This window comes from Cryobacterium sp. AP27 (assembly GCF_056680495.1).
This window is the reverse complement of record NZ_CM155285.1, coordinates 246815-266243: the sequence shown is the minus strand read 5'-3', so window position 1 is coordinate 266243 and position 19429 is coordinate 246815. Positions and strand designations below refer to the sequence as shown.

Annotated in this window: 18 protein-coding genes; 5 read left to right on the top strand and 13 right to left on the bottom strand. The window is 66.6% G+C overall.

Translation table 11 applies throughout. From position 1 onward, the window contains the following. Positions 1 to 47: 47 nt before the first annotated feature. The 4 genes from AC1MB9_RS01335 to AC1MB9_RS01320 all read right to left on the bottom strand — a co-directional run bounded on the left by AC1MB9_RS01335 (position 48) and on the right by AC1MB9_RS01320 (position 4980). On the bottom strand, positions 48 to 206 hold the full coding sequence (locus AC1MB9_RS01335; RefSeq protein ID WP_479963248.1) for a hypothetical protein: 159 nt from the start codon (positions 204 to 206) through the stop codon (positions 48 to 50). 107 nt (positions 207 to 313) lie between these two features. Beyond that, entirely contained in the window at positions 314 to 1411 is a 1098-nt protein-coding gene (locus AC1MB9_RS01330; protein ID WP_479963247.1) for an FUSC family protein, read from the bottom strand. A 2-nt stretch (positions 1412 to 1413) separates the two neighbouring features. Then, positions 1414 to 3882, bottom strand: coding sequence for an ATP-dependent helicase (locus AC1MB9_RS01325; protein WP_479963246.1), 2469 nt, complete (start codon positions 3880 to 3882; stop codon positions 1414 to 1416). A 96-nt stretch (positions 3883 to 3978) separates the two neighbouring features. Beyond that, complete coding sequence (locus AC1MB9_RS01320) at positions 3979 to 4980, bottom strand: glycerophosphodiester phosphodiesterase family protein (protein WP_479963245.1); 1002 nt, start codon at positions 4978 to 4980, stop codon at positions 3979 to 3981. 36 nt (positions 4981 to 5016) lie between these two features. Between AC1MB9_RS01320 and AC1MB9_RS01315 the strand changes: the two genes are divergently transcribed. Then, the gene (locus tag AC1MB9_RS01315) at positions 5017 to 5526 is read left to right on the top strand and encodes a hypothetical protein (RefSeq protein WP_479963244.1); all 510 of its coding nucleotides are present in this window, start codon (positions 5017 to 5019) and stop codon (positions 5524 to 5526) included. Positions 5527 to 5627: 101 nt separating this feature from the next. Next, positions 5628 to 6407, top strand: coding sequence for a Bax inhibitor-1/YccA family protein (locus AC1MB9_RS01310; RefSeq protein ID WP_479963243.1), 780 nt, complete (start codon positions 5628 to 5630; stop codon positions 6405 to 6407). Between the two features lie 67 nt (positions 6408 to 6474). On the opposite strand, the gene AC1MB9_RS01305 is transcribed toward AC1MB9_RS01310, so the two are convergent. The 3 genes from AC1MB9_RS01305 to AC1MB9_RS01295 form a co-directional block, all read right to left on the bottom strand. Continuing rightward, positions 6475 to 7980: an APC family permease gene (locus tag AC1MB9_RS01305; protein WP_479963242.1), complete on the bottom strand. Its 1506-nt coding sequence runs from the start codon at positions 7978 to 7980 to the stop codon at positions 6475 to 6477. Between the two features lie 130 nt (positions 7981 to 8110). Continuing rightward, positions 8111 to 9073, bottom strand: a complete 963-nt coding sequence (locus tag AC1MB9_RS01300) for an AraC-like ligand-binding domain-containing protein (protein WP_479963241.1) — start codon at positions 9071 to 9073, stop codon at positions 8111 to 8113. A 109-nt stretch (positions 9074 to 9182) separates the two neighbouring features. Then, the gene (locus AC1MB9_RS01295) at positions 9183 to 9779 is read right to left on the bottom strand and encodes a TetR/AcrR family transcriptional regulator (RefSeq protein WP_479963240.1); all 597 of its coding nucleotides are present in this window, start codon (positions 9777 to 9779) and stop codon (positions 9183 to 9185) included. Between the two features lie 134 nt (positions 9780 to 9913). Here AC1MB9_RS01295 and AC1MB9_RS01290 point away from each other — a divergent pair, with 134 nt between their 5' ends. Together AC1MB9_RS01290 and AC1MB9_RS01285 are read left to right on the top strand one after the other, a co-directional pair. Beyond that, the gene (locus tag AC1MB9_RS01290; protein ID WP_479963239.1) at positions 9914 to 11848 is read left to right on the top strand and encodes a primary-amine oxidase; all 1935 of its coding nucleotides are present in this window, start codon (positions 9914 to 9916) and stop codon (positions 11846 to 11848) included. A 31-nt stretch (positions 11849 to 11879) separates the two neighbouring features. After that, positions 11880 to 12506 (top strand): DUF5134 domain-containing protein, encoded by a 627-nt coding sequence (locus AC1MB9_RS01285; protein ID WP_479963238.1) that lies wholly within the window; start codon positions 11880 to 11882, stop codon positions 12504 to 12506. Between the two features lie 70 nt (positions 12507 to 12576). On the opposite strand, the gene AC1MB9_RS01280 is transcribed toward AC1MB9_RS01285, so the two are convergent. Then, positions 12577 to 13986, bottom strand: coding sequence for an aldehyde dehydrogenase family protein (locus AC1MB9_RS01280; protein WP_479963237.1), 1410 nt, complete (start codon positions 13984 to 13986; stop codon positions 12577 to 12579). A 167-nt stretch (positions 13987 to 14153) separates the two neighbouring features. Here AC1MB9_RS01280 and AC1MB9_RS01275 point away from each other — a divergent pair, with 167 nt between their 5' ends. Beyond that, a complete protein-coding gene (locus AC1MB9_RS01275) occupies positions 14154 to 14309 on the top strand; it encodes a hypothetical protein (protein WP_479963236.1) in 156 nt (51 codons plus the stop codon). Between the two features lie 107 nt (positions 14310 to 14416). On the opposite strand, the gene guaA is transcribed toward AC1MB9_RS01275, so the two are convergent. Genes guaA through AC1MB9_RS01250 form a run of 5 tightly spaced genes read right to left on the bottom strand, consistent with a single transcriptional unit; the run spans position 14417 to position 19298 of the window. Beyond that, positions 14417 to 16036 carry a glutamine-hydrolyzing GMP synthase gene (gene guaA / locus AC1MB9_RS01270; protein WP_479963235.1) on the bottom strand — a complete coding sequence of 540 codons (1620 nt, stop codon included), beginning with the start codon at positions 16034 to 16036 and terminating at the stop codon, positions 14417 to 14419. After that, entirely contained in the window at positions 16033 to 16485 is a 453-nt protein-coding gene (locus AC1MB9_RS01265) for a DUF3817 domain-containing protein (protein WP_479963234.1), read from the bottom strand. The genes guaA and AC1MB9_RS01265 overlap by 4 nt, the downstream gene beginning before the upstream one ends. 9 nt (positions 16486 to 16494) lie before the next feature. Further along, positions 16495 to 17277 carry an SURF1 family protein gene (locus AC1MB9_RS01260; protein WP_479963233.1) on the bottom strand — a complete coding sequence of 261 codons (783 nt, stop codon included), beginning with the start codon at positions 17275 to 17277 and terminating at the stop codon, positions 16495 to 16497. A 5-nt stretch (positions 17278 to 17282) separates the two neighbouring features. Then, a complete protein-coding gene (locus AC1MB9_RS01255) occupies positions 17283 to 18767 on the bottom strand; it encodes a cation:proton antiporter (protein WP_479963232.1) in 1485 nt (494 codons plus the stop codon). 3 nt (positions 18768 to 18770) lie between these two features. Next, a complete protein-coding gene (locus AC1MB9_RS01250; protein WP_479963231.1) occupies positions 18771 to 19298 on the bottom strand; it encodes a cation:proton antiporter regulatory subunit in 528 nt (175 codons plus the stop codon). Positions 19299 to 19429: the final 131 nt, after the last annotated feature.

Here is a 19429-nt window from a genome sequence, read left to right as displayed (position 1 = left end):
AGCACCCTGCGAATTGACGCGGCCCGGTTCAACCCCGGGAGGCGCCGTTAATACTCGTCGTCGGGCGCGAGGCCTACCTCACGCGCGTCGGCGTCGAAGCCCTCGTCGTCGGTTTCGGCGACGCCGAAGTCGAGGTCATCGACCGCCGCGCCGATGTCTTCAACGACACGATCGTCGTCGTTCCAGAATTCATCGCTGTCGCTCATGGTCATACCTCCTCTAGCCGAAAACCGGCCTTGCGCGGGCCACGCTACCCCGGCTGTTCACACCCGACAAGGGGGTTGCCGCAGAGCGCCGGTGGCGGCGTGCTGGCCTACGAGGGCTGCCGTTTGCGGCGGGTGGCTGCCTGCGCGAGCAGCACGATTACGAGGGCAAGCCCGCCGCCGAGCGTGGTCTCGACCACCCGGTCCACGAGCAGCGCGAGCACCGGCACCGGGCTCGCGAGGTGCACCACGCTGAGCGCGAGCGGCGTGACGAACAGCAACGCGGCACCGTAGTGGCGCCCGATGAGCATTTCGGCCCCGAACTGGCCGACGGCGATCACGGCGATGAGAACAATCACCGACGGACCGGGAAGCAACACGAGCCCGGCGATCACGACTCCAAGCGCGGTCCCGATGATGCGGTGGAACGCGCGCGACACCGAGTGGGCGGCACCCGGCGGCGGCAGCACGGCCACGACGCTCACCACCGCCCAATACGGATGCCCGATGCCGGCCACCAGGGCCAGGCCGCCGGCGAGCAGGGCACCCGCCACGTTCTGCGCGACCGAGAGCCATACCGTACGTTCCCGGTACGCGGTGGGACGCACGAGCGCGCCGTGCAACAAGCTCTTGAACAGGGCGTCGGATCGTTCACCCGCCAGGCGGCGCAGCAACCACCCCGACATTGTGAGCCCCCAGGCAAAGGTGGCGGCGCCGACCGCAACCAGGAACCGCGGCCAGAACTCGTCGCCGGGGGTGGGCAGCTGCGCGACGACGGCGTAGCCGAAGACGAAGAACACCGGCGTGGCCGGGAAGAGACCGGCGGCCGACGCCACGACGATGCTCGCTGTCAGAACAGCCACAAGACCCAACGTGAGCACGAGCAGCGGGGCCTGCACGACCGCGAGCACGAGGCCGAACGTGATGAACAGCAGCATGAGCAGCGCCGCCACGGTGACCGTGCGCATGCGTACCCGGTACGGTTCGTTACGGCCGAAGAGTGAGGTCATGGCACCGAACGCCGCGTATGCGGCCCAGTCAAGGTGGTCGGTGAGCAACAGCACGACCAGCGGCAGGGATACGGCGAGCGCCGCCCGCGACGCCACCTCAAAGTGAAAGGCGCGCAGTGACCGGGCCCACTGGGCGAGGGTCTCCGGGGTTCGGCGGTGGGCGGATTCGCCCGGGCCGGGAATGACCGGGAGATGCACCGCTAAATTTTCTCGATGGGCGCGATCTTGATCAGCAGCTTCTTCGCCCCCGAAGTGTCGAAGTGCACGTGGGCGATGCGTTTGGTGCCTTCACCGGTCACTTGGTTCACCAGTCCTTCGCCGAAATCGTGATGGCGGATGCGGTCGCCCTCCACAAGCTCGAGGCTTCCGTTGTCGCGCACGGTTCCGGTTATGGTGTTGGCCCATGCGGTCTTCGGTTTGGGCGGCGCCGGCGGAAGCCCGGCCTGGTCCTTGCTGCGGCCGCCGAATCCGCCGCCGAAGCCGTCGCGGCGGGCGTTGAGGGCGCGCGGCTGCGTGCCACCGCGGCTGTTCGCCATGCCCGGTGACTGTTTCCAGTCGATGAGGTCGGCCGGTATCTCCTGCAGGTAACGGCTCGGCATCGCCACGTTGATGTCGCCGAACTGCGCTCGCGTCATGGCGAGGGAAAGGTAGAGGCGCTTGCGGGCGCGGGTGATGCCCACGTAGAAGAGTCGACGTTCCTCGGCGGGACCGCCGGGTTCGTTGGCGGACATCTGGTGCGGCAGCAGCCCCTCCTCGACCCCGGTGAGGAACACGGCGTCGTATTCGAGGCCCTTCGCCGTGTGCAGGGTCATAAGCGACACCGTGCCCGAGACGTCATCGAGGTCATCGGCGGCAGCCACGAGCGACACCTGGGTGAGAAAGTCGACGAGGCCGCCGTCGGGGTTGTCCTTGTTGAAGTCCTTGGTCTGCGCGACGAGTTCCTCAATGTTCTCGGCGCGAGCCTCGTCTTGCGGGTCGCGGCTCTGGCGCAGCACCGACAGCAGTCCGCTGCCCTCCAGCAGAAGCTCGAGCACCTCCGACACATTCGACGAGCCGGCCGGGTTCTCCGGGTCGAGAGTGAGCGCGGCGGAGTCGAGCAGTTCGGACAGCGCGAGGATGGCGCCCGTCACCTTGGGGCCGAGCCCGAGGGCACTGCAGTTGCGCATGGCCTGCCGGAACGTGAGGCCATTGTCATCGGCGAAGCTTGAGATCGCTGTCTCGGTGGCCGGGCCGATGCCGCGCTTGGGGGTGTTGAGGATGCGGCGCAGGGCCAATTCGTCGACCGGGTTGGCGACCGAGATGAGGTACGCGAGGGCGTCTTTGATTTCGGCCCGCTCGTAGAATTTGGTGCCGCCGACCACCCGGTACGGAGTGGCCGACCGCACCAGGATTTCTTCGAGGGCGCGGGTCTGCGCGTTCGTGCGGTAGAACACGGCCATGTCGCGGTAGGCCATACCGGCCGAGTGCAGCGCCTCAATCTCGTCCGAGACGAACTGTGCCTCGTCGTGCCCGGAGTACGCGGTGAAGCCGGTGATCTTCTCGCCGTCGCCGCCCGCGCTCCACAGCTTCTTCTCCTTGCGGTCGAAGTTGTGGCCGATGACGGCGTTCGCCGCGCTCAGGATGTTCTGGGTGGAGCGGTAGTTCTGCTCGAGCAGAATGACCCTCGCGCCCGGGAAATCCTGTTCGAAGCCGCTGATGTTGCGGGTGTCCGCGCCGCGGAAGGCGTAAATGGACTGGTCGGAGTCGCCCACGACGGTGAGCGAGGCGCCGGGAATCGCGCCGGTGGCGTCGCGCAGGCCGCGCACATGCACGCCGTCTCGGTCCATTTCCTCCGCGAGCTCAGGCGCGACGGGGCGGGTGAGTTCACGGATGAGCGCGTACTGGGCGTGGTTGGTGTCCTGGTACTCGTCGACCAGCAGGTGCCGGAATCGGCGCCGGTAGAGCGCGGCGACCTTGGGGAACGCGCGGAACAGGTACACCGTCTCACCGATGAGGTCGTCGAAGTCGAGGGCGCTCGCGGCGCGCAACCGGCTCGCGTACTGGCGAAAAATCTCTACGAACATGACCTCTTGCGGGTCGCTCATGTTGGCGTTGCGGGCGTACGAGTCGGCATCCGCCAACTCGTTCTTGAACTTGGAGATCTTCGCCGACACGTTGCCGGGCGTGAAACCGAGAGTATCGGCGCCGAGCGATTTGATGATGCGCTTGAGAGTGACCTTGCTGTCGGCGGAGTCGTAGATGCTGAAGGTCTTGGAGAGCCCAACGCTTTCGGCTTCGCGGCGGAGGATGCGCACGCACGAGGAGTGGAACGTGGAGATCCACATGCCCTCCGAACCCTGACCGAGGATGGAGTGCACCCGTTCGCGCATTTCGGCGGCGGCCTTATTGGTGAAGGTGATGGCGAGGATCTGGCTCGGCCACGCGTCCCGGGTTTCGAGCAGGCTCGCCACCCGGCGGGTGAGCACGCTCGTCTTGCCCGAGCCGGCGCCCGCGATGATGAGCAGTGCCTGGCCTCGGTACTCCACGGCCTCACGCTGTTCGGGGTTGAGCCCGTCGAGCAGCGGGCTCGTGCGTTCCGAACCGGTCGCACCGCCCAGCGCGGGGTGACCGGGGGCACCCACGATGATCGGCGTGGACGAAGGTGTGGGGCGGGAGGAAGGCGTCGTCATGTCAGAGTCAATTCTAGGCGATGGCTCCGACACGCACCGGGGAGCCGGGGCAGACAGACGCCGGCCGACCAACCGGCCCGGGAACGACCGCGCCGGTCACGCGAGCGTGTCGCGAACATGCACCGCGAGGTCGGGGTGATCCGCGAAGACTCCGTCGATTCCGCTGCCCAGAATCGTGCGAAATTCCTGCTGCCAGTCGCCCCAGTGCGCGCCGTGCGCGCCACGCCGCGAGCCCCGAGCCAGAAACCGGTTCTCGGGGCGCAGCGTCCAGCAGAACGCCCGGAGCCCCGCCGCGTGCACCTCATCGACGAGGGTCGTGGCGCCGGAGACCTGCCCATCGGCATCCGAGTTCAAGATGAGGGACTTGTGCACGCTCACGCCGTGCACCGTCTCCCGAAGGCCGGCCAGGCCGGCGGGGGTGAGGTACTCGGCATAGGGCGTGGCTGAGTCGCCGTGGCGGGCGATCTCGTCGTGCGGCTGACCCTCGTTTTCCAGCAGAAAGATACGATCGCCCTGGATGCCGCGCTCGGCCAGTCGGGTCAACACGTCGACCTCGAAGCTCTCGGTCACCAGCCGGCCGTCGTTCCAGCCGGCGGCCTCGACCTCGGCGGCGAACAACTCATCGAGCGGAAGCCCGATCGAGCCGAAATAGGTGGCGTGCTTGATCTCCGCCACGACGGCGAGGGATCGCAGTACGCGGTCGGCCGCGTCGTCGACCAGCGCGAACAGGTCACTCAAGCGCAGAATCGGCTGTTCCCCGTCGAAGCTCGCATTGCTGCGCCGGGTGTTCGGCATGCGTTCGCGGGTGCGCAGCGTCGACAGTTCCTCCCAGGTGAAGTCTTCGGTGAACCAGCCGGTGAGGCGGGTGCCGTCGATGAGTTTCTCGGTACGGCGGCCGGCGAATTCAGGCCGGTCAGCGACATCCGTGGTGCCGGAAATCTCGTTCTCGTGCCGCACGACGAGAACGCCGTCGAGGGTCGCGACGATGTCGGGTTCGACCGCGTCGGCACCGAGCTTGAACGCGAGGTCGTAGGCCGCCCGAGTGTGCTCGGGGCGGTGACCGCTGGCCCCGCGGTGTCCGATGACCAACGTGTGCATGCATCAAGGCTAGCCGCCACCTGCCAGAATCGATGTGTGACCACTTGGACAGACCCTGCGCTCGCTCTGCCGCACGGGTGGCGACGCTCGCCCGCGCGACTGTCGACGGGACTGGTGCTCGTATTCGCGGGTGTGGGAGCCACCAGCCTGTCCAGCACCTACGGCCTGTGGTTCCTGGCCATCGGCCCGCTCGTGCAGGGAATCGGATGGATGCTGCTGCCCGGCTCGCTATGGCGTCGTCTGCTTGTGCTGCTCCCCTGCCTGCTCGCCGGCCTGGTCCTGCTGGGCGGCCTGGAATTTGTGGGGGCCTTCACGGTTCTGCTCGCCGGCTGGCTTCTCGTGCGCCGCCGCGCGCCGGCCACGTACGTCACCCTTCTGCTGCCGGTCGCGGCGAGTCTGGGCGTGAAGACGGAGCTGGCACAGTATGACCAGAATCTGCTGGCACTCTTCGTGTGCACCATCGCCACCATCGCCGGAGCGTGGCTGTCCGCGTGGCTTCAGAAGTGGTTGTGCGCTCGCACCGAACTGCGCGCGGCCACCGGCTAAGCCGCTGGTCCCCAGCACTTTCCATGCCGGTTCGGATAGGTTGGATGCAAGCTCATTCCTGGGCGCCCCCTACACCACAGCTGATTGCGAGTCCGTACCCCATGGCATCCTCCAACCCCGCTTTCTCCCGCAACGCCGCGTTCGGCGCTCCGGGCGCACTGGCGTCGTCGAAGGCTCTTTCCGATAACGACCTGCAGACGATGTACGACCAGCCGTCGGCTGGTTCGCAGAACACCGACCGGATGACTTACGAAGACACGATCCGCAAGACGGGCATCGCCTTCGCCGTGCTCATCGTCGCGGCGGCCGTGGGCTGGATGATCCCCATCCTGCTGATCCCCGGCGCCATCGCCGGGCTCGTTCTCGGGCTGGTCAACACGTTCAAGAAGGAGCCCTCGCCGGGCCTGATCCTCGCGTTCGCCGGAGCCCAGGGGCTCTTCGTCGGCGGCATCTCGGTCGTGCTGAACACCCAGTACGACGGCGTTGTCACCCAGGCGGTGCTGGCCACCCTCGTGGTCGTCGGGGTGACCCTGGCACTGTTCCGCAGCGGCAAGATTCGCGCGTCGAAGAAGGTCACGAAGATCTTCACGATCGCCATGGTCGGCTATGCCGCGTTCTCGCTGATCAACTTCTTCCTCACCATGGCTGGTGTCGGCGGACAGTTCGGCCTGCGCGGCGGAACCTTTGGAATCATCATCGGCCTGCTCGCCGTTGTGCTGGCCGCGTACTCCCTCGTGCTCGATTTCGACTTCGTGCAGAAGGGCGTCAACAATCGTGCTCCCAGCAAGTACGGCTGGTCCGCTGCGTTCGGCATCGTGCTGACCGTCGTGTGGCTCTACGTGGAGCTGCTGCGCATCTTCTCGATCCTGCGCGGCGAGTAGCACCACAGAAGCGGGGTCGGTCCACCTGGACCGGCCCCGCTTCTGTGTACCCACACCTATCGAAGTGTCACGACAGGACGTCCTTGACCAGCGTCTCGTTCTCGCTTTTGGACAGTGCCGACCAGAGATACCCCACCGCCAGAAGAACGAACGGCAGGCTCACGAGCACCAGGCCCATCGGGCTCAGCCCCCACGGTGTCACGGTCGGGTCGACACCCTCGGCGACGGTGCCGGCGAGCAGCCCGAAGCGACTCATCAACAGGTACTCGCCGATGAGGAGTCCCGACGCGGCCAGAACCGGCGCGATCACGGTCTGGAACAGGTTTTCCGATCCCCGATTGCGGCGGAAGTAGACGATGACCGCGATGCAGACCAGGATCTCAATCAGCACGATGGCGACCACGGCGAGCCCGCTGAACCAGTAGAAGAGGTTGAGCACCGGGTCAAGCTGGAAGATCGCGAACGTGAGGATGACCAGGCCGGTGAAGGCCGAGGTCACGAGCGATGCCGCACTGGGCGCCCCGCGCTTGTTGACGCGGCTGAGCGGCCGAGGCAACGCCCCGCCGCGGCCGAGGGCGAAGAGATACCGGCCGGCGGCGTTCTGGAAGGCCAGCAGCCCGGCGAACAGGCTCGACAACACGAGGATGCTCATGATTGTCGCCATCCACGGGCCCACGTACTGGGTCGCGAGGCCGAACAGCACAGCGGCCGGATCGGCCAGCGGAGCTCCGTCGAGACTCGACATCTCGACCGTTCTCTCCACCACGGTGGAGGCACCGAGCCCGGTGACCATGGCGAACGCCGTCAGGGCGAACAGAACTGTGATCACGCCGACAGCAAGGTAGGTCGCCCGCGGCACGACCGTCTTCGGATCCTTCGATTCCTCGCCGTAGATGGCCGTGGCCTCGAAGCCGATGAACGATGCGAAGGCGAACGCGAATGCGATACCCGCCGAGCCCGCGAGCCCACCGGCGATGATCGCGCCCGGGCTGAAGGATGCCGCGAAGTTGAGTCCTTCCGGGCCCCCGTCGATGAGGATCGCGACCGCCGTGACGATCAGTGCGGCAAGTTCGAGCAGCATGAGCAGTCCGAGCACCTTGGCCCCGACATCCACGCTGAGCAGGGAGAGCAGGGTGACGACGCCCCAGGCCAGGAGCGTCCACGCCCACCAGGGGAGCAGCCCGACCTGGGCGGAGAGCAGCCCCCCGAAGAAGCCGTAGATGGCCAGCTGAATGGCCAGGTACGCGAGGATCGACACAAAGGCCGAGGCGCTGCCGAGGTGCTTGCCGAGCCCGCGGCCGATGTAGGCGAAGAATGCGCCGGCGTTGGTGACGCGCTGGCTCATGGCGGCATAGCCCACACTGAAGAGCAGAAGCGTCAGGCCGACGGCGAGATAGGCGCCGGGGGCACCGGCACCGTTGCCGAGAACGATCGCGACGGGGACGGCGCCGGTCATGCCCACGAGCGGGGCCGCGGCGGCAACCACGAAGAAGACAATACCGATGACGCCCAGGCGCCCGGTGCGCAGGGACGTTGATGATTCGGACGGTGGCGTGGTGCGGGTGTTTGTCATGGGTGCTCCTCGTTGAGCGGCTCCCGGACACGGGAACCAGTACTTAGACTCTGGTAGAAAATCCCGTCACGCACTTGGCGTTGCGGGAACGAAACTTGACGTAGAGCGAAGCCTCACGTCGGGGACCGGGTTATCCGCGCCGGTAGGAGGTGGGCGGTTCGCCGAAAGCCGCCCGAAATATGCGACTGAAGTGAGCGGCGTCCAGGAAGCCCCACCGTGCCGCAATGGCCCCGACGGAGCGGTCGGCCAGGATCGGGTCGCGTAGGTCGCGGCGGCAGCGCTCCAGTCTCCGGCGCCGGATCCAGCTCGACACCGTGGTGTCCGCCTCATGGAACACGCTGTGCAGGTGCCGCGTGGAAATGAAGTGCGCTGCCGCGATACCGGCCGGAGACAGCTCCGGGTCCCCCAGCTCGGCTTCGATGTATTTGCGGATGCCGGCGAGCATGTCGGCGTGGGTGCCCGGCACCGGTTGGCGGCGAATGCTGAGTTCGTTCTCGAACATCGTGGCGATCAGGTCGACGGCGTTGTACGCCAGCCGGTGGCCGGTCGCGCCGGACAGCGCCTCGAGATTCTCGACGAGTTGCACCATGAACGGGCTGATCATCCGCCCGAGACCCACGTCGCCGGCCATCCGAACGGCGGTGAGCTGGGCGACGGAATCGACCGGGAGGTCGAGCGCATCGTGGGGAAACATGAGCACGAGCGTGCGAAAATCCTGCTCGAAGGCGAGGGTGTACGGCCGATTCGTGTCGTACACGGCGATGTCACCGGGGCGCAGCGTCGCCTCCCGGTTGTCCTGCACCAGGATGCCGTGACCGGACAATTGCAGGTTGAGTTTGAAGTACTGCCGCTGGGACCGGGCGATCAGTGCCGGCGTGCGCAGCACCTGGTGGCCGGTTGCCGTCACCTCCACGATCGACAGCTCGTCGAGCACCCTCGCGCGGAGAGTGCCGCTGAAGTCCTCGGCTTCCGAACGCACGTCAAGCGGCACGAAGGAGTCGGAGACCAGCGTACGCCAGTGCGCAAACGTGTCGGCTTGGGCGGTGCGCACAGGCTCGAAGTCTCCACCGATGGTGGCGGATTCGATCGCCATTTTCACGGGAGCTCCTTTGCCGGTCTGCAGACACGCATTGACAGCAACATAGTCGCGATCGCGGCGATTGTCACTTATTTTCAACACGCGTCGAAAAAAAGGATGGCCGTCAGTCGCCCGAGGCCAACAGTTTCAGGTAGCCGTCCAGCTGGTTGATCAGCCGCTCCGGCGAATGTTCGGCCGGGGTGAGCAAAGCCGTGATCTGTGCCCCGAGCACGACCGTCATCAGATGCCCGACGATGTCGTCATCCGCTACCACGGTGTGGACTTCCCCGGCCTCCCGCGCCTGCGTGAGACACGTTTGCAGCGCCCGACGCCACTCCAGCATCGCGCCGTCATGCAGGTTTGCCTTGGCCGGGTCCGTGAGCGCCCGCTGCCAGAACGGGATGACGATCCGCGCCTCGTTGATGCGGGTGTCGTCGAGTGGGAGGATCTCGTGGCAATAGGCGCGCAGGGCGACGAGGCCGGTCGTGCCCGCCGTGGCTTCGAGCATCCGTTGGCTGGTCTGGGCGAAGACATGACCGAAGGCGGACGAGAGCAGGTCGTCTTTGGTGGGGAAGTACGGTTTGAGCGCGCCATTGGCGAATCCGGCCTCCGTCGCAATCTGACGCATGGTGGTGCCCTCGATACCGTGCCGGGCGATGATGCGCCAGGTAGCTTCGACCAGTGCGGTGCGGCGCTGGTCGTGGTTGACAACCTTCGGCATGGTGTCCTTTCTGCGGCTGTCCGCCGACGGTCCAGGCAAATGAATGCTTGCCTTCAGAGCTTACTGAGGCCTATTCTTCTACAACCATAGAAAAATACGTGAATTCGGCCTACGACAGCCCGGAAAGGGTACCCATGACCTCCGCATCCCTTGTCACTCCCCCCACGACGACCGCGGCGGGAGCGTACGCGCTCCCAACGGCCGCCGAGGTCCTCCAGGTCCGAACGGTGCTCTCCGAGGCGGGCCTGCTCGGCGACAGCATCCGGGTCGCGTACCTCGGGCTCCTCGACCCCCCGCGCGGTGCAGAGAACCTCACGGCCGACCGCCGCTTTCGAGTCTTCCTGCACGACCTCTCCGGCACCGCACCGACGGACGTCACCGTGTCCGCGACCCACGAAACCGTGGAATCCATCGTGTCCCTCGACACGTCGACGACCGGCGAGCTGCCGGTCCTTGAGGAGGAATTCGGGAGCGTCGAAGAGCTACTCTCCCAGGACGAGCGCTGGCTCGCGGCGTTGGCCGCCCGAGACCTCGATGTGGCAACCGTGCGGGTCGCCCCGCTGTCCGCCGGCGTCTTCGAGTACCCGGAGGAGAAGGGGCGGCGCATTCTTCGCGGTCTCGCCTTCGTACAAAATTTTCCCGAGGACAGCGCCTGGGCGCATCCGGTCGACGGCCTGGTGGCCTACGTCGACGTCGTCGGCAAGACCGTCGACCAGGTCATTGACTACGGCGTCATCCCCATCCCGGCCGAGCACGGCAACTACACAGACCCCACACTCACCGGGCCGCTGCGGGACACCCTCAAACCCATCAGCATCACGCAGCCGGAGGGCCCGAGCTTCTCGGTGACGGGGGGCAACCACATCGAGTGGGAGAAGTGGAGCCTCGACGTGGGCTTTGACGTGCGCGAAGGTGTCGTGCTGCACAACATCGGTTTCGACGACGCCGGGGTGCGGCGCCCGATCATCCGTCGCGCCTCCATCGCCGAAATGGTCGTCCCCTACGGCGACCCGGCGCCGGTGCGATCCTGGCAGAACTACTTCGACACCGGCGAGTACCTGGTCGGCCAGTACGCCAACTCGCTCGAACTCGGCTGCGATTGCCTCGGAGACATCACTTATCTGAGCCCGGTGATCACCGACGGCTTCGGAAACCCGCGGGAGATCCGCAACGGCATCTGCATGCACGAAGAGGACTGGGGCATCCTGGCCAAGCACACCGATCTGTGGAGCGGCATCGACTACACGAGGCGTAATCGCCGCCTGGTGATTTCCTTCTTCACCACGGTGGGCAACTACGACTACGGCTTCTACTGGTACCTGTACCTCGACGGCACGATCGAGTTCGAGGCGAAGGCCACCGGCGTCGTGTTCACGAGCGCGTACCCGGGAAAGGGCTACCCGTACGCCTCCGAATTGGCCCCGGGCCTCGGCGCGCCCTTCCACCAGCATCTGTTCAGCGCCCGGCTCGACATGTGCGTCGACGGGCCGGGCAACCGGGTCGAAGAAGAGGAAGCCGTGCGTGTGCCCATGGGCGCGGGAAACGAACGCGGAAACGCGTTCTCGCGCAAACGCACCCTGCTGGCGCGGGAATCCGACGCCGTCCGCGAGGCGGACATGCGCAGCGGGCGCACCTGGCTCATCTCCAACCCGAACAGCCTCAACCGTTTGGGCGAAGCCGTCGGCTACAAGCTCTACCCCGAGGGACAGCCGACTCTGCTCGCAGACCCGGACTCCTCGGTGGCCAGGCGTGCCGCGTTCGCCACGAAGGACCTGTGGGTCACCCGCTTCGCCGAGACGGAGCGCTACCCCACCGGTGATTTCGTCAACCAGCACGCCGGTGGGGCCGGACTGCCGGAGTACATGAAGCAGGACAGGGACATCGACGGCCAGGACATCGTCGTGTGGCACACGTTCGGCCTCACGCACTATCCCCGCGTCGAGGATTGGCCGATCATGCCGGTCGACACGGCGGGGTTCAAGCTCCGGCCCGAGGGATTCTTCGACCGCAGCCCCGTGCTCGATGTTCCGGCGAACGCGCCGGCCGACGAGGGTCACTGCGCGTGCTGAGTAACCGCTAGCACCGGGGCTCGAGGCCGCGATGGTTGACAATGCTGTTCTCCGTGCCGCGGTGTCAGTGCTGTTGCTGGCGGCGCTGGCCTATTCACTGGTGCGCGCCGCCGGCGGCGCGTCGCGGTATTCCCGCGTCGACTTCGGGCTGAAGTCCCTGATGTCGGGCACCATGCTGGCCATGTTGTCCGGGGCGAACTGGCCCGTGGGTCCCACCGTCGTGGTCTTCGCCGCGGCCGCCTGGTGGTTCGCAATCCAGGCTACGGCGCATCCCTCGTCCCGCGCCGGCTGCGCGGGGCGGGCGTGCCGCGCCACCTGCGTGTACCACGGCATGATGATGGCGGCCACGGCGTTCATGGCGGCCTCCATGCTCCCGGTCGGCGCGGTCGCGCCCGCGGCGAGCGCCGTGGCGGCCACCGGCCGTGAGCTGACCGGCGCCCACGCGCAGCACGGCACCGGGTGGAGTCTGCCCGTGGGCGGGTTGACGTTCGACCCGGGCCTGCTCGGCGCGGTGTTCTTCGCGGTCGCCGGCGGCTGGTGGGCGATACGTCTCATTCGGTCTGCCCGCACCGATCACGACGGCAGGGGTCTTCACCGTGCCGATCTGGCCGCGGAACTTGCCGGTGCCGCGGCGATGGTGGTGATGTTCGCCGCGTAGCCAGACACGCATAGCCAAGCAGAGGGCCGGAACCGGTTTCCCGGTTCCGGCCCTCTGCTAGTGCCCTGTCTTAGCCGTTGATCACCTGCGGCACGCCCAGCGCCTTGAGACCGTCGACGCCGAACTCGAGTCCGTAGCCGGACTGCTTCGAGCCACCGAACGGGATCATCGGGTGCACACCGCCGTGCGAGTTGATCCACACGGTTCCGGTCTCCATGCGTGCGGCGACCTCACGGGCCTTCGTCACGTCGGCGGACCAGACGGAGCCGCCGAGCCCGACGTCCACGCCGTTCGCCATGGCGATGGCCTCGTCGATGCTGCTGTAGCGGATGATCGGCAACGCGGGCCCGAACTGTTCCTCGGCCACCAGGGGGTTGTCATTGTCGATATCGGCGATGAGCGTGGTCGGGTAGAAGAATCCGGGTGCTCCGTCCACGGGGTTGCCGCCGAGAAGCACTCGGGCACCGGATGCCTTCGCCGCGTCGACGAGGCCGGCGACAATGTCGAACTGCGCCTTGTTCTGCAGCGGGCCGAGCAGGTTGTTCTCGTCGACCCCCACACCCATCGGAATGGCTGCGGCGACCGCGGTCAGGGCCGTGCACACGTCCTCGTAAATATCGTCGTGCACATAGAGGCGCTTGAGCGCAGCGCAGGTCTGACCGGTGTTGATGAAGGCTCCCCAGAACAGGCCCTCGGCGATCGCGGCCGGGTCGGCGTCCGGCAGCACGATTCCGGCGTCGTTGCCGCCGAGCTCGAGTGTGAGGCGCTTGACCGTGTCGGCGGAGCTGCGGATGATGGCCTTGCCGGTCGCGGTCGATCCGGTGAACATGACCTTGCCGATGTCGGGGTGTGAGGACAGGCGCGCGCCGACCTCACGGTCGCCGCACACGACGGTGACCAGGCCCTCCGGGAGCACCTGGTTCATCACCGCGACCAGCGCGAGGACGCTCAGCGGGGTGTATTCCGACGGCTTGACGACGACGGCGTTACCCATCCGCAGCGCCGGGGCGATCTGCCAGATCGTGATCATCATCGGCCAGTTCCACGGGCCGATCGCGCCGACCACGCCGATCGGGCGATAGTGCATCACGGCGTGGGTGGAATCGTCATCGACGACGACCTGGGCCTCCAGCGGCGTGGCCGCGGCGGTACGCAGCCATGCGGAGGCCCCGCCCACCTCGAAGCGGGCGTTGGGACCGTTCAGGGGCTTGCCCTGTTCCCGGGAAAGGAGCTCGGCCAGCGGCTCGGCCGCCGCGTCGATGGCGTCGGCCACCCGCATGAGGGTTTCGCTGCGGGCCGCGTGCCCGAGCGCCGCCCAGGCCGGCTGTGCCGCCGCGGCGGCCGCAACCGCTCGGTCGAGGTCATCGACGGTGTGAATGGGGGCAGAGCCGACCACGTCCCCGGTAGCAGGATCGAGAATATCTCTCGTCGGTCCTGACGTTGGCGTGATCGTCGCGAGAAGGCTCTCGAAGCTGTTCATGTGTCCTCCACAGTGAGTCCGGTAGTGTTCTCCCACCGTAGCCACGGCCCCCGGGCATCCACTTGCACATGCGCGCGCGGCGGTTGCCCGTCGCCGCACGATCCGCTCAGCGGCCACATTTCCGTGCAGGGTGAAAGACCGCCCGCAATCGGTGCTTAGCTAGAAGCATGAGCCTCTTGCACCTGCCCGCGTTTCTCTCCACAGAGATCGCCGGGAACACCGGCACGGTCGGCTACATCATCAGCGGCGTCATCACCGTTGCGGCGCTGGCCGGGATCGTCTTCATCGCGGTGCGCCGCTGGCTCCGCTCCCCCAAAGACTGACCCTGCGCCAGCTCATGCGCTCGAAAGCGGCTCAGGCGGCTGTAATTTCCGGCGCCTGAGCCGCTTTCGGGCGCACCTGCGGCGCGAGTGACGTCGTCAGCGCGACTTCACTCCCATTCGATCGTGCCCGGCGGCTTCGACGTGACGTCGAGAACGACGCGGTTCACGCCGTCCACCTCGTTGGTGATCCGGTTGGAGATCTTCGCCAGCAGGTCGTACGGCAGGCGGGTCCAATCGGCGGTCATGGCGTCTTCGCTCGACACCGGGCGCAGCACGATCGGGTGTCCGTAGGTGCGTCCGTCACCCTGCACGCCCACGGAGCGCACGTCTGCGAGCAGAACCACCGGGCACTGCCAGATCTCGCGGTCGAGACCGGCGGCGGTCAGCTCGAAGCGCACAATCGCATCCGCCTGGCGCAGCAGGTCGAGTCGCTCCTGGTTGATCGAACCCACGATACGGATGCCCAGGCCGGGTCCGGGGAACGGCTGACGCTGCACGATTTCTGCCGGCAGGCCCAGCTCGGCGCCGATGGCACGAACCTCGTCCTTGAACAGGGTGCGCAGCGGTTCGACCAGTTCGAACTTGAGGTCGTCCGGCAGTCCGCCGACGTTGTGGTGGCTCTTGATATTGGCCGTGCCGCTGCCGCCGCCAGATTCGACGACGTCGGGGTACAGGGTGCCCTGCACGAGGAACGCGATCGGATCCCCGTCGACTTCCTTGGACTCAAGCACAAGCTCGGCCTGGGCCTGCTCGAAGGTGCGAATGAACTCGCGGCCGATGATCTTACGCTTGGTCTCCGGGTCACTCACGCCCTCGAGCGCGTCCAGGAACTGCTGACGCACGTCGACGGTCACCAGGCGGATGCCGGTGGCCTTCACGTAGTCTTCTTCCACCTGGCGGCGCTCGTCCTGGCGCAGCAGACCGTGGTCGACGAACACGCACACGAGCTGGTCGCCGATGGCCTTGTGCACGAGGGCGGCGGCCACGGCGGAGTCGACTCCGCCGGAGAGACCGCAGATGACCTTGCCGGTACCGACCTGGGCCCGGATCTTGGCAACCTGCTCGGCGATGACGTTGCCGCTGTTCCAGTCCGCGGGTATCCCGGCGGCGCGGTGCAGGAAGTTCTCCAGCACGTGCTGGCCGTTTTCGGAGTGCCGGACTTCGGGGTGCCACTGCACGCCGTAGAGCCCGCGCTCGTCGTTCGCGAATGCGGCGACCGGTGTGGAATCGGACGAGGCGAGCACCGTGAATCCGGCCGGGGCGGTGGCGACAGAGTCGCCGTGGCTCATCCAGACCGTCTGGGCGGTGGGCTGGTCGGAGAGCAGCACGTTGTCGCCGTTGCTCACGGTGACCGGCGTCGAGCCGTACTCGCGGGCTCCGGTGTGGGCGACGGTGCCGCCGAGGGCGGTCGCCATCACCTGAAATCCGTAGCAAATGCCCAGCACGGGAATGCCGAGGTCGAAGATGTCGGCATCGAAGCTGGGAGCACCCTCGGCGTAGACGCTCGACGGTCCGCCGCTCAGCACGATGCCGAGCGGGTTCTTCGCCTTGATCTCGGCGGCCGTGATGGTGTGCGCCACGATCTCCGAATACACGGATGCCTCACGCACGCGGCGGGCGATCAGCTGCGCGTACTGCGCGCCGAAATCCACGACCAGCACCGGGCGGTCGATGCCCGACGGGATGGCGGGCGCCGCAGCATCCGTCGTTGTCTCAGTGATACTCATGAACGGGCCTGAGCCTTATCTGCAGCGAGGGCTGCGGTCTTCGCGTCGTTCTCGGCGAGGAAACGCTTGACCGTGCGGGTGAACGGGCCCTCGAGAAAGAACGACAGGGTGGGGATGATGCCGCCGAGGGCCACGAGCGCCAGACGCCACAGGGGCCAGCGCATCATGCTCCACAGGCGGAAGTCGGCGAACAGGTACAGCACGTAGAACCAGCCGTGCATAATCAGGATGGCGGTACTCACGTTGACGGCGGCCACGGTTCCCCGGGGAACCAGCGCGAGAAAACCGTTCACGCCGTTCATCTCGACCTCGTAGCCGTAGATGAATTTGGCGATCACCTCGGCGCAGAGCAGCAGCAGGAACACCCCGGTGATGATGGAGGCAACCTGGTAGAGCCGGAGCGCGCCGGGAATCTTGGGAATATCGGCGGGCTTGGGTAAACGAGGCATGCTCTGATTCTACGTGCCGGAGGTGAGAGCTTCCGCAGCGGCCTTCGCGGCCTCCTCGGCGTCTTCCTGCTCACGCTCGACGGCGTCGCGCACGAGGCGGACCCAGATGAACACGGCGAATCCCGCGAAGACGACCCACTCGATCGCGTAGAAGATGTTGAGCCAGTTGAGGGAGGCTTCGATCTCCGGAACCGGGGAGTCGATCGCGGCGAGGCCGGCCGGTGCGACGGAGTCCACAATGTATCCGGTGTACACGGGCTGGTCGGTGAAATCGGCCCACAGGTTGATGAGCGCCGACGGGGCGACGGTCGTCTGCACGCTGGACGGCCCGTCGGCATCGGGCAGTTCAGGAGCCTCGCCGGGCAGAAAGCGACCCGTCAGTGTGACCCTGGTGGCGGCATCCTGACCGAGCTCGTTCAGCACGGCGCGCGCCTCGGCCTCGTCGGCCGCCCAACCGCGCGCCACCGCGATGTGGTTGGACTCCGGCGTGGTCACATAGTGGCTCACGACCCAGTACCCCAGCTCGCCGCCGTTGAAGCGTTGACTGATCAGCTGCTCGTCACCGGGAACGACGGTCGCCTCAAACGTCACCATCTGTCCGGTCGACAGCTGGCTCGACGCGCGACCGGGCTGCACCACATTCGTGAGCGGCTGCACGACCTCGGTTGACCGTTCCACAACCACGCCGGATTCGATCGCCCGAGCGAGCTGCCAGTGTCCCAGCACGGCGAAGCCCGCCGCAATCGTCAGCGCCAGAAGCAGCGCGAGAACCCACCGGGGGCGCCTCATCATCTCGATCACGTGTAGTCACCCGTTCGTGGTTCTGGTGCCGGTTTGTCCGCGGAACCCGCGTCCGGTGTCCCTCCGTGCGGTTTCGGACGATTCGGGTGGGGCCGGTCGTCGGCGAATTCGAGCATGGCGTTCATCGCCAGGTCGAGGGAGTCGGTCCCGGATGCCGGGGCCCGGCTGGTGCCGCGGGTGACAATGTGCGTGTCGTCCGGGTCGTCGTGCGCGCGCGCTTCTTCCCGCGCCTCCGCGGCCTGTTCGGCCGTCGCGGCCTCGACGAGGGCGATCTCCTCGTCCAGCATGGGATTGCGCAGGCGTCGGCGATGGGTCGTGCGACCTCGGCGGAGCAGCGCCCCGATCTTCTCCGAGTTGGCCGCGAACATCGGCCCGAGGATGGCCATCACCAGCACGTAGAGCCCGGCGAAGGGTTGCAGTCGTGCATCCAACCCGGCGCTCACGCTGAGCGTCGCCAGAATCAGGGTGAATTCCCCGCGGTTCACGAAGATCGCCGCGGTGTTGAGCGCCTCCCGCGGGCCCATCTTGTGCAGCCAGGCGAGCAGTGCCCCGGTACCGAGACTCAATACGAAGGTCATGCCGACCGCGATCACCACGATCGGAATGACCGAACCGAATTCGGCGATGTTGAGCGCGAGACCGAAGTTGAGAAAGAAGAACGCGGCGAAGATATCGCGCAGCGGCACGGCCACGCGTTCGATCTTGGCGCGGTAGCTGCTCGCGCCGAGCACGACGCCGATCAGGAACGCACCGATCGCATCCGTGACCCCGATGATCTCGCCGATTCCGGCGAAGAGCACGACAAGACCGAAGAACAAGATGGTGAACAGCTCATCGTCCTTCGTGCGCACGAGCCGGGACACGACGCGGCCGCCCCAGCGTGCGAGCGAGAACATGACCACCAGGAAGAGGAACGCGATCGACAGTTGCAGCACGATCGGCCACACCTCGGTTTTACCGCTCAGCACGACGGAGACGATGGAGAGGTAGATGGCGATGAAAATGTCGCCGACGACGGTGACGCCGAGGATCATCGGCGTTTCCTTGTTCGCGAGTCGGCGCAGCTCGATGAGGAGTTTCGTGATGATGGCGCTCGACGACGTGCCGGTCATGCCGGCGATCACCAGGGCCTCCCGCGGGCCCCATCCCACGAGCATCCCGAAGACGTAGCCGGCGCCCATGTTGATGAGCACCCAGGAACCGCCGGAGATGAGCAGGGTCTTCGCGTTTCCGAAGAATTCCTCCTGATCGAATTCGAGCCCGAGGCTGAACAGCAAAAGAATGAGCCCGAAGACGGCGATCAGCTCGATGTCGGCTGACTGAAAATCAAGCGGGAAAAAGGCACTGTACGGGCTCGCGAGCAGCCCGACGATCATGTAAATCGGGATCGACGGAAGACCGACGACTTTGCCCAGCCGACCGAGGATATACGCGACGACGAGCAGGGTGCCGAGCGTGATGAGATCTTCGCCCAAGTGCATCGGCTAGCCTCCGGGCGGCGCGTTGACGGTCGTGGTCTTGAGTGCACCGGTGCGGAAGAAGGCAAACGCCTTGGCGACCTTTTCGGGGGATCCGGCGACGACGAGGGTATCGCCGGGGAACACCTTGAAGTCTGCGGCCGGCGCCGGATTGGCCGACTCGCCGCGGACCACGGCGACGACGGTGAGTCCGGCGATGCCGCGATCGGCGGGGTTGCCGAGGGGTTGACCGGCGATGTGGTCTTCGTAGTCCACGGTGAACCAGTCGATGCTGAGGCCGGGGATCTGATCGAGCGCGGTGAGCGATTCGGTGATCTGTGTGCCACCGAGCAGCTCGGCCAGGGTATGCGCCTCGTCCTCGCTCAGGCGCAGGGACACCTTCTCGGCGTCGGGGCCGCCCTCGTCATCCGCGAAGGTGATGAGGTCGCTGTGGCCGGAGCGGTGGGCGATGACGCCGACCTTTCCGCCGTCATCCGTGATGAAGGTGTGCAGCACACCAACGCCCGGGAGTTTGACCCGCCGAACATCAACCATGGTTAGAACTCCTGAGGCTTAAGGATGGTTTTCTCATTCTACCGGGGACGCCCAGACCCACTCCCGCGGCCACCCGCCGCCCGCCGCCGCGCCCGATTTCGGTGCGGGCTCTTGCGGTCAGCACCCACCCT

What these genes read in the sequence shown, in the direction of transcription:
- AC1MB9_RS01310 (WP_479963243.1), top strand. Translation starts at nt 5,628, where the DNA reads ATGGCATCCTCCAACCCCGCTTTCTCCCGCAACGCCGCGTTCGGCGCT.
- AC1MB9_RS01260 (WP_479963233.1), bottom strand. Translation starts at nt 17,277, where the DNA reads ATGATGAGGCGCCCCCGGTGGGTTCTCGCGCTGCTTCTGGCGCTGACG.
- AC1MB9_RS01255 (WP_479963232.1), bottom strand. Translation starts at nt 18,767, where the DNA reads ATGCACTTGGGCGAAGATCTCATCACGCTCGGCACCCTGCTCGTCGTC.
- AC1MB9_RS01295 (WP_479963240.1), bottom strand. Translation starts at nt 9,779, where the DNA reads ATGCCGAAGGTTGTCAACCACGACCAGCGCCGCACCGCACTGGTCGAA.
- AC1MB9_RS01280 (WP_479963237.1), bottom strand. Translation starts at nt 13,986, where the DNA reads ATGAACAGCTTCGAGAGCCTTCTCGCGACGATCACGCCAACGTCAGGA.
- AC1MB9_RS01305 (WP_479963242.1), bottom strand. Translation starts at nt 7,980, where the DNA reads ATGACAAACACCCGCACCACGCCACCGTCCGAATCATCAACGTCCCTG.
- AC1MB9_RS01320 (WP_479963245.1), bottom strand. Translation starts at nt 4,980, where the DNA reads ATGCACACGTTGGTCATCGGACACCGCGGGGCCAGCGGTCACCGCCCC.
- AC1MB9_RS01285 (WP_479963238.1), top strand. Translation starts at nt 11,880, where the DNA reads ATGGTTGACAATGCTGTTCTCCGTGCCGCGGTGTCAGTGCTGTTGCTG.
- AC1MB9_RS01325 (WP_479963246.1), bottom strand. Translation starts at nt 3,882, where the DNA reads ATGACGACGCCTTCCTCCCGCCCCACACCTTCGTCCACGCCGATCATC.
- AC1MB9_RS01265 (WP_479963234.1), bottom strand. Translation starts at nt 16,485, where the DNA reads ATGCCTCGTTTACCCAAGCCCGCCGATATTCCCAAGATTCCCGGCGCG.
- AC1MB9_RS01300 (WP_479963241.1), bottom strand. Translation starts at nt 9,073, where the DNA reads ATGGCGATCGAATCCGCCACCATCGGTGGAGACTTCGAGCCTGTGCGC.
- guaA (WP_479963235.1), bottom strand. Translation starts at nt 16,036, where the DNA reads ATGAGTATCACTGAGACAACGACGGATGCTGCGGCGCCCGCCATCCCG.
- AC1MB9_RS01290 (WP_479963239.1), top strand. Translation starts at nt 9,914, where the DNA reads ATGACCTCCGCATCCCTTGTCACTCCCCCCACGACGACCGCGGCGGGA.
- AC1MB9_RS01335 (WP_479963248.1), bottom strand. Translation starts at nt 206, where the DNA reads ATGAGCGACAGCGATGAATTCTGGAACGACGACGATCGTGTCGTTGAA.
- AC1MB9_RS01275 (WP_479963236.1), top strand. Translation starts at nt 14,154, where the DNA reads ATGAGCCTCTTGCACCTGCCCGCGTTTCTCTCCACAGAGATCGCCGGG.
- AC1MB9_RS01250 (WP_479963231.1), bottom strand. Translation starts at nt 19,298, where the DNA reads ATGGTTGATGTTCGGCGGGTCAAACTCCCGGGCGTTGGTGTGCTGCAC.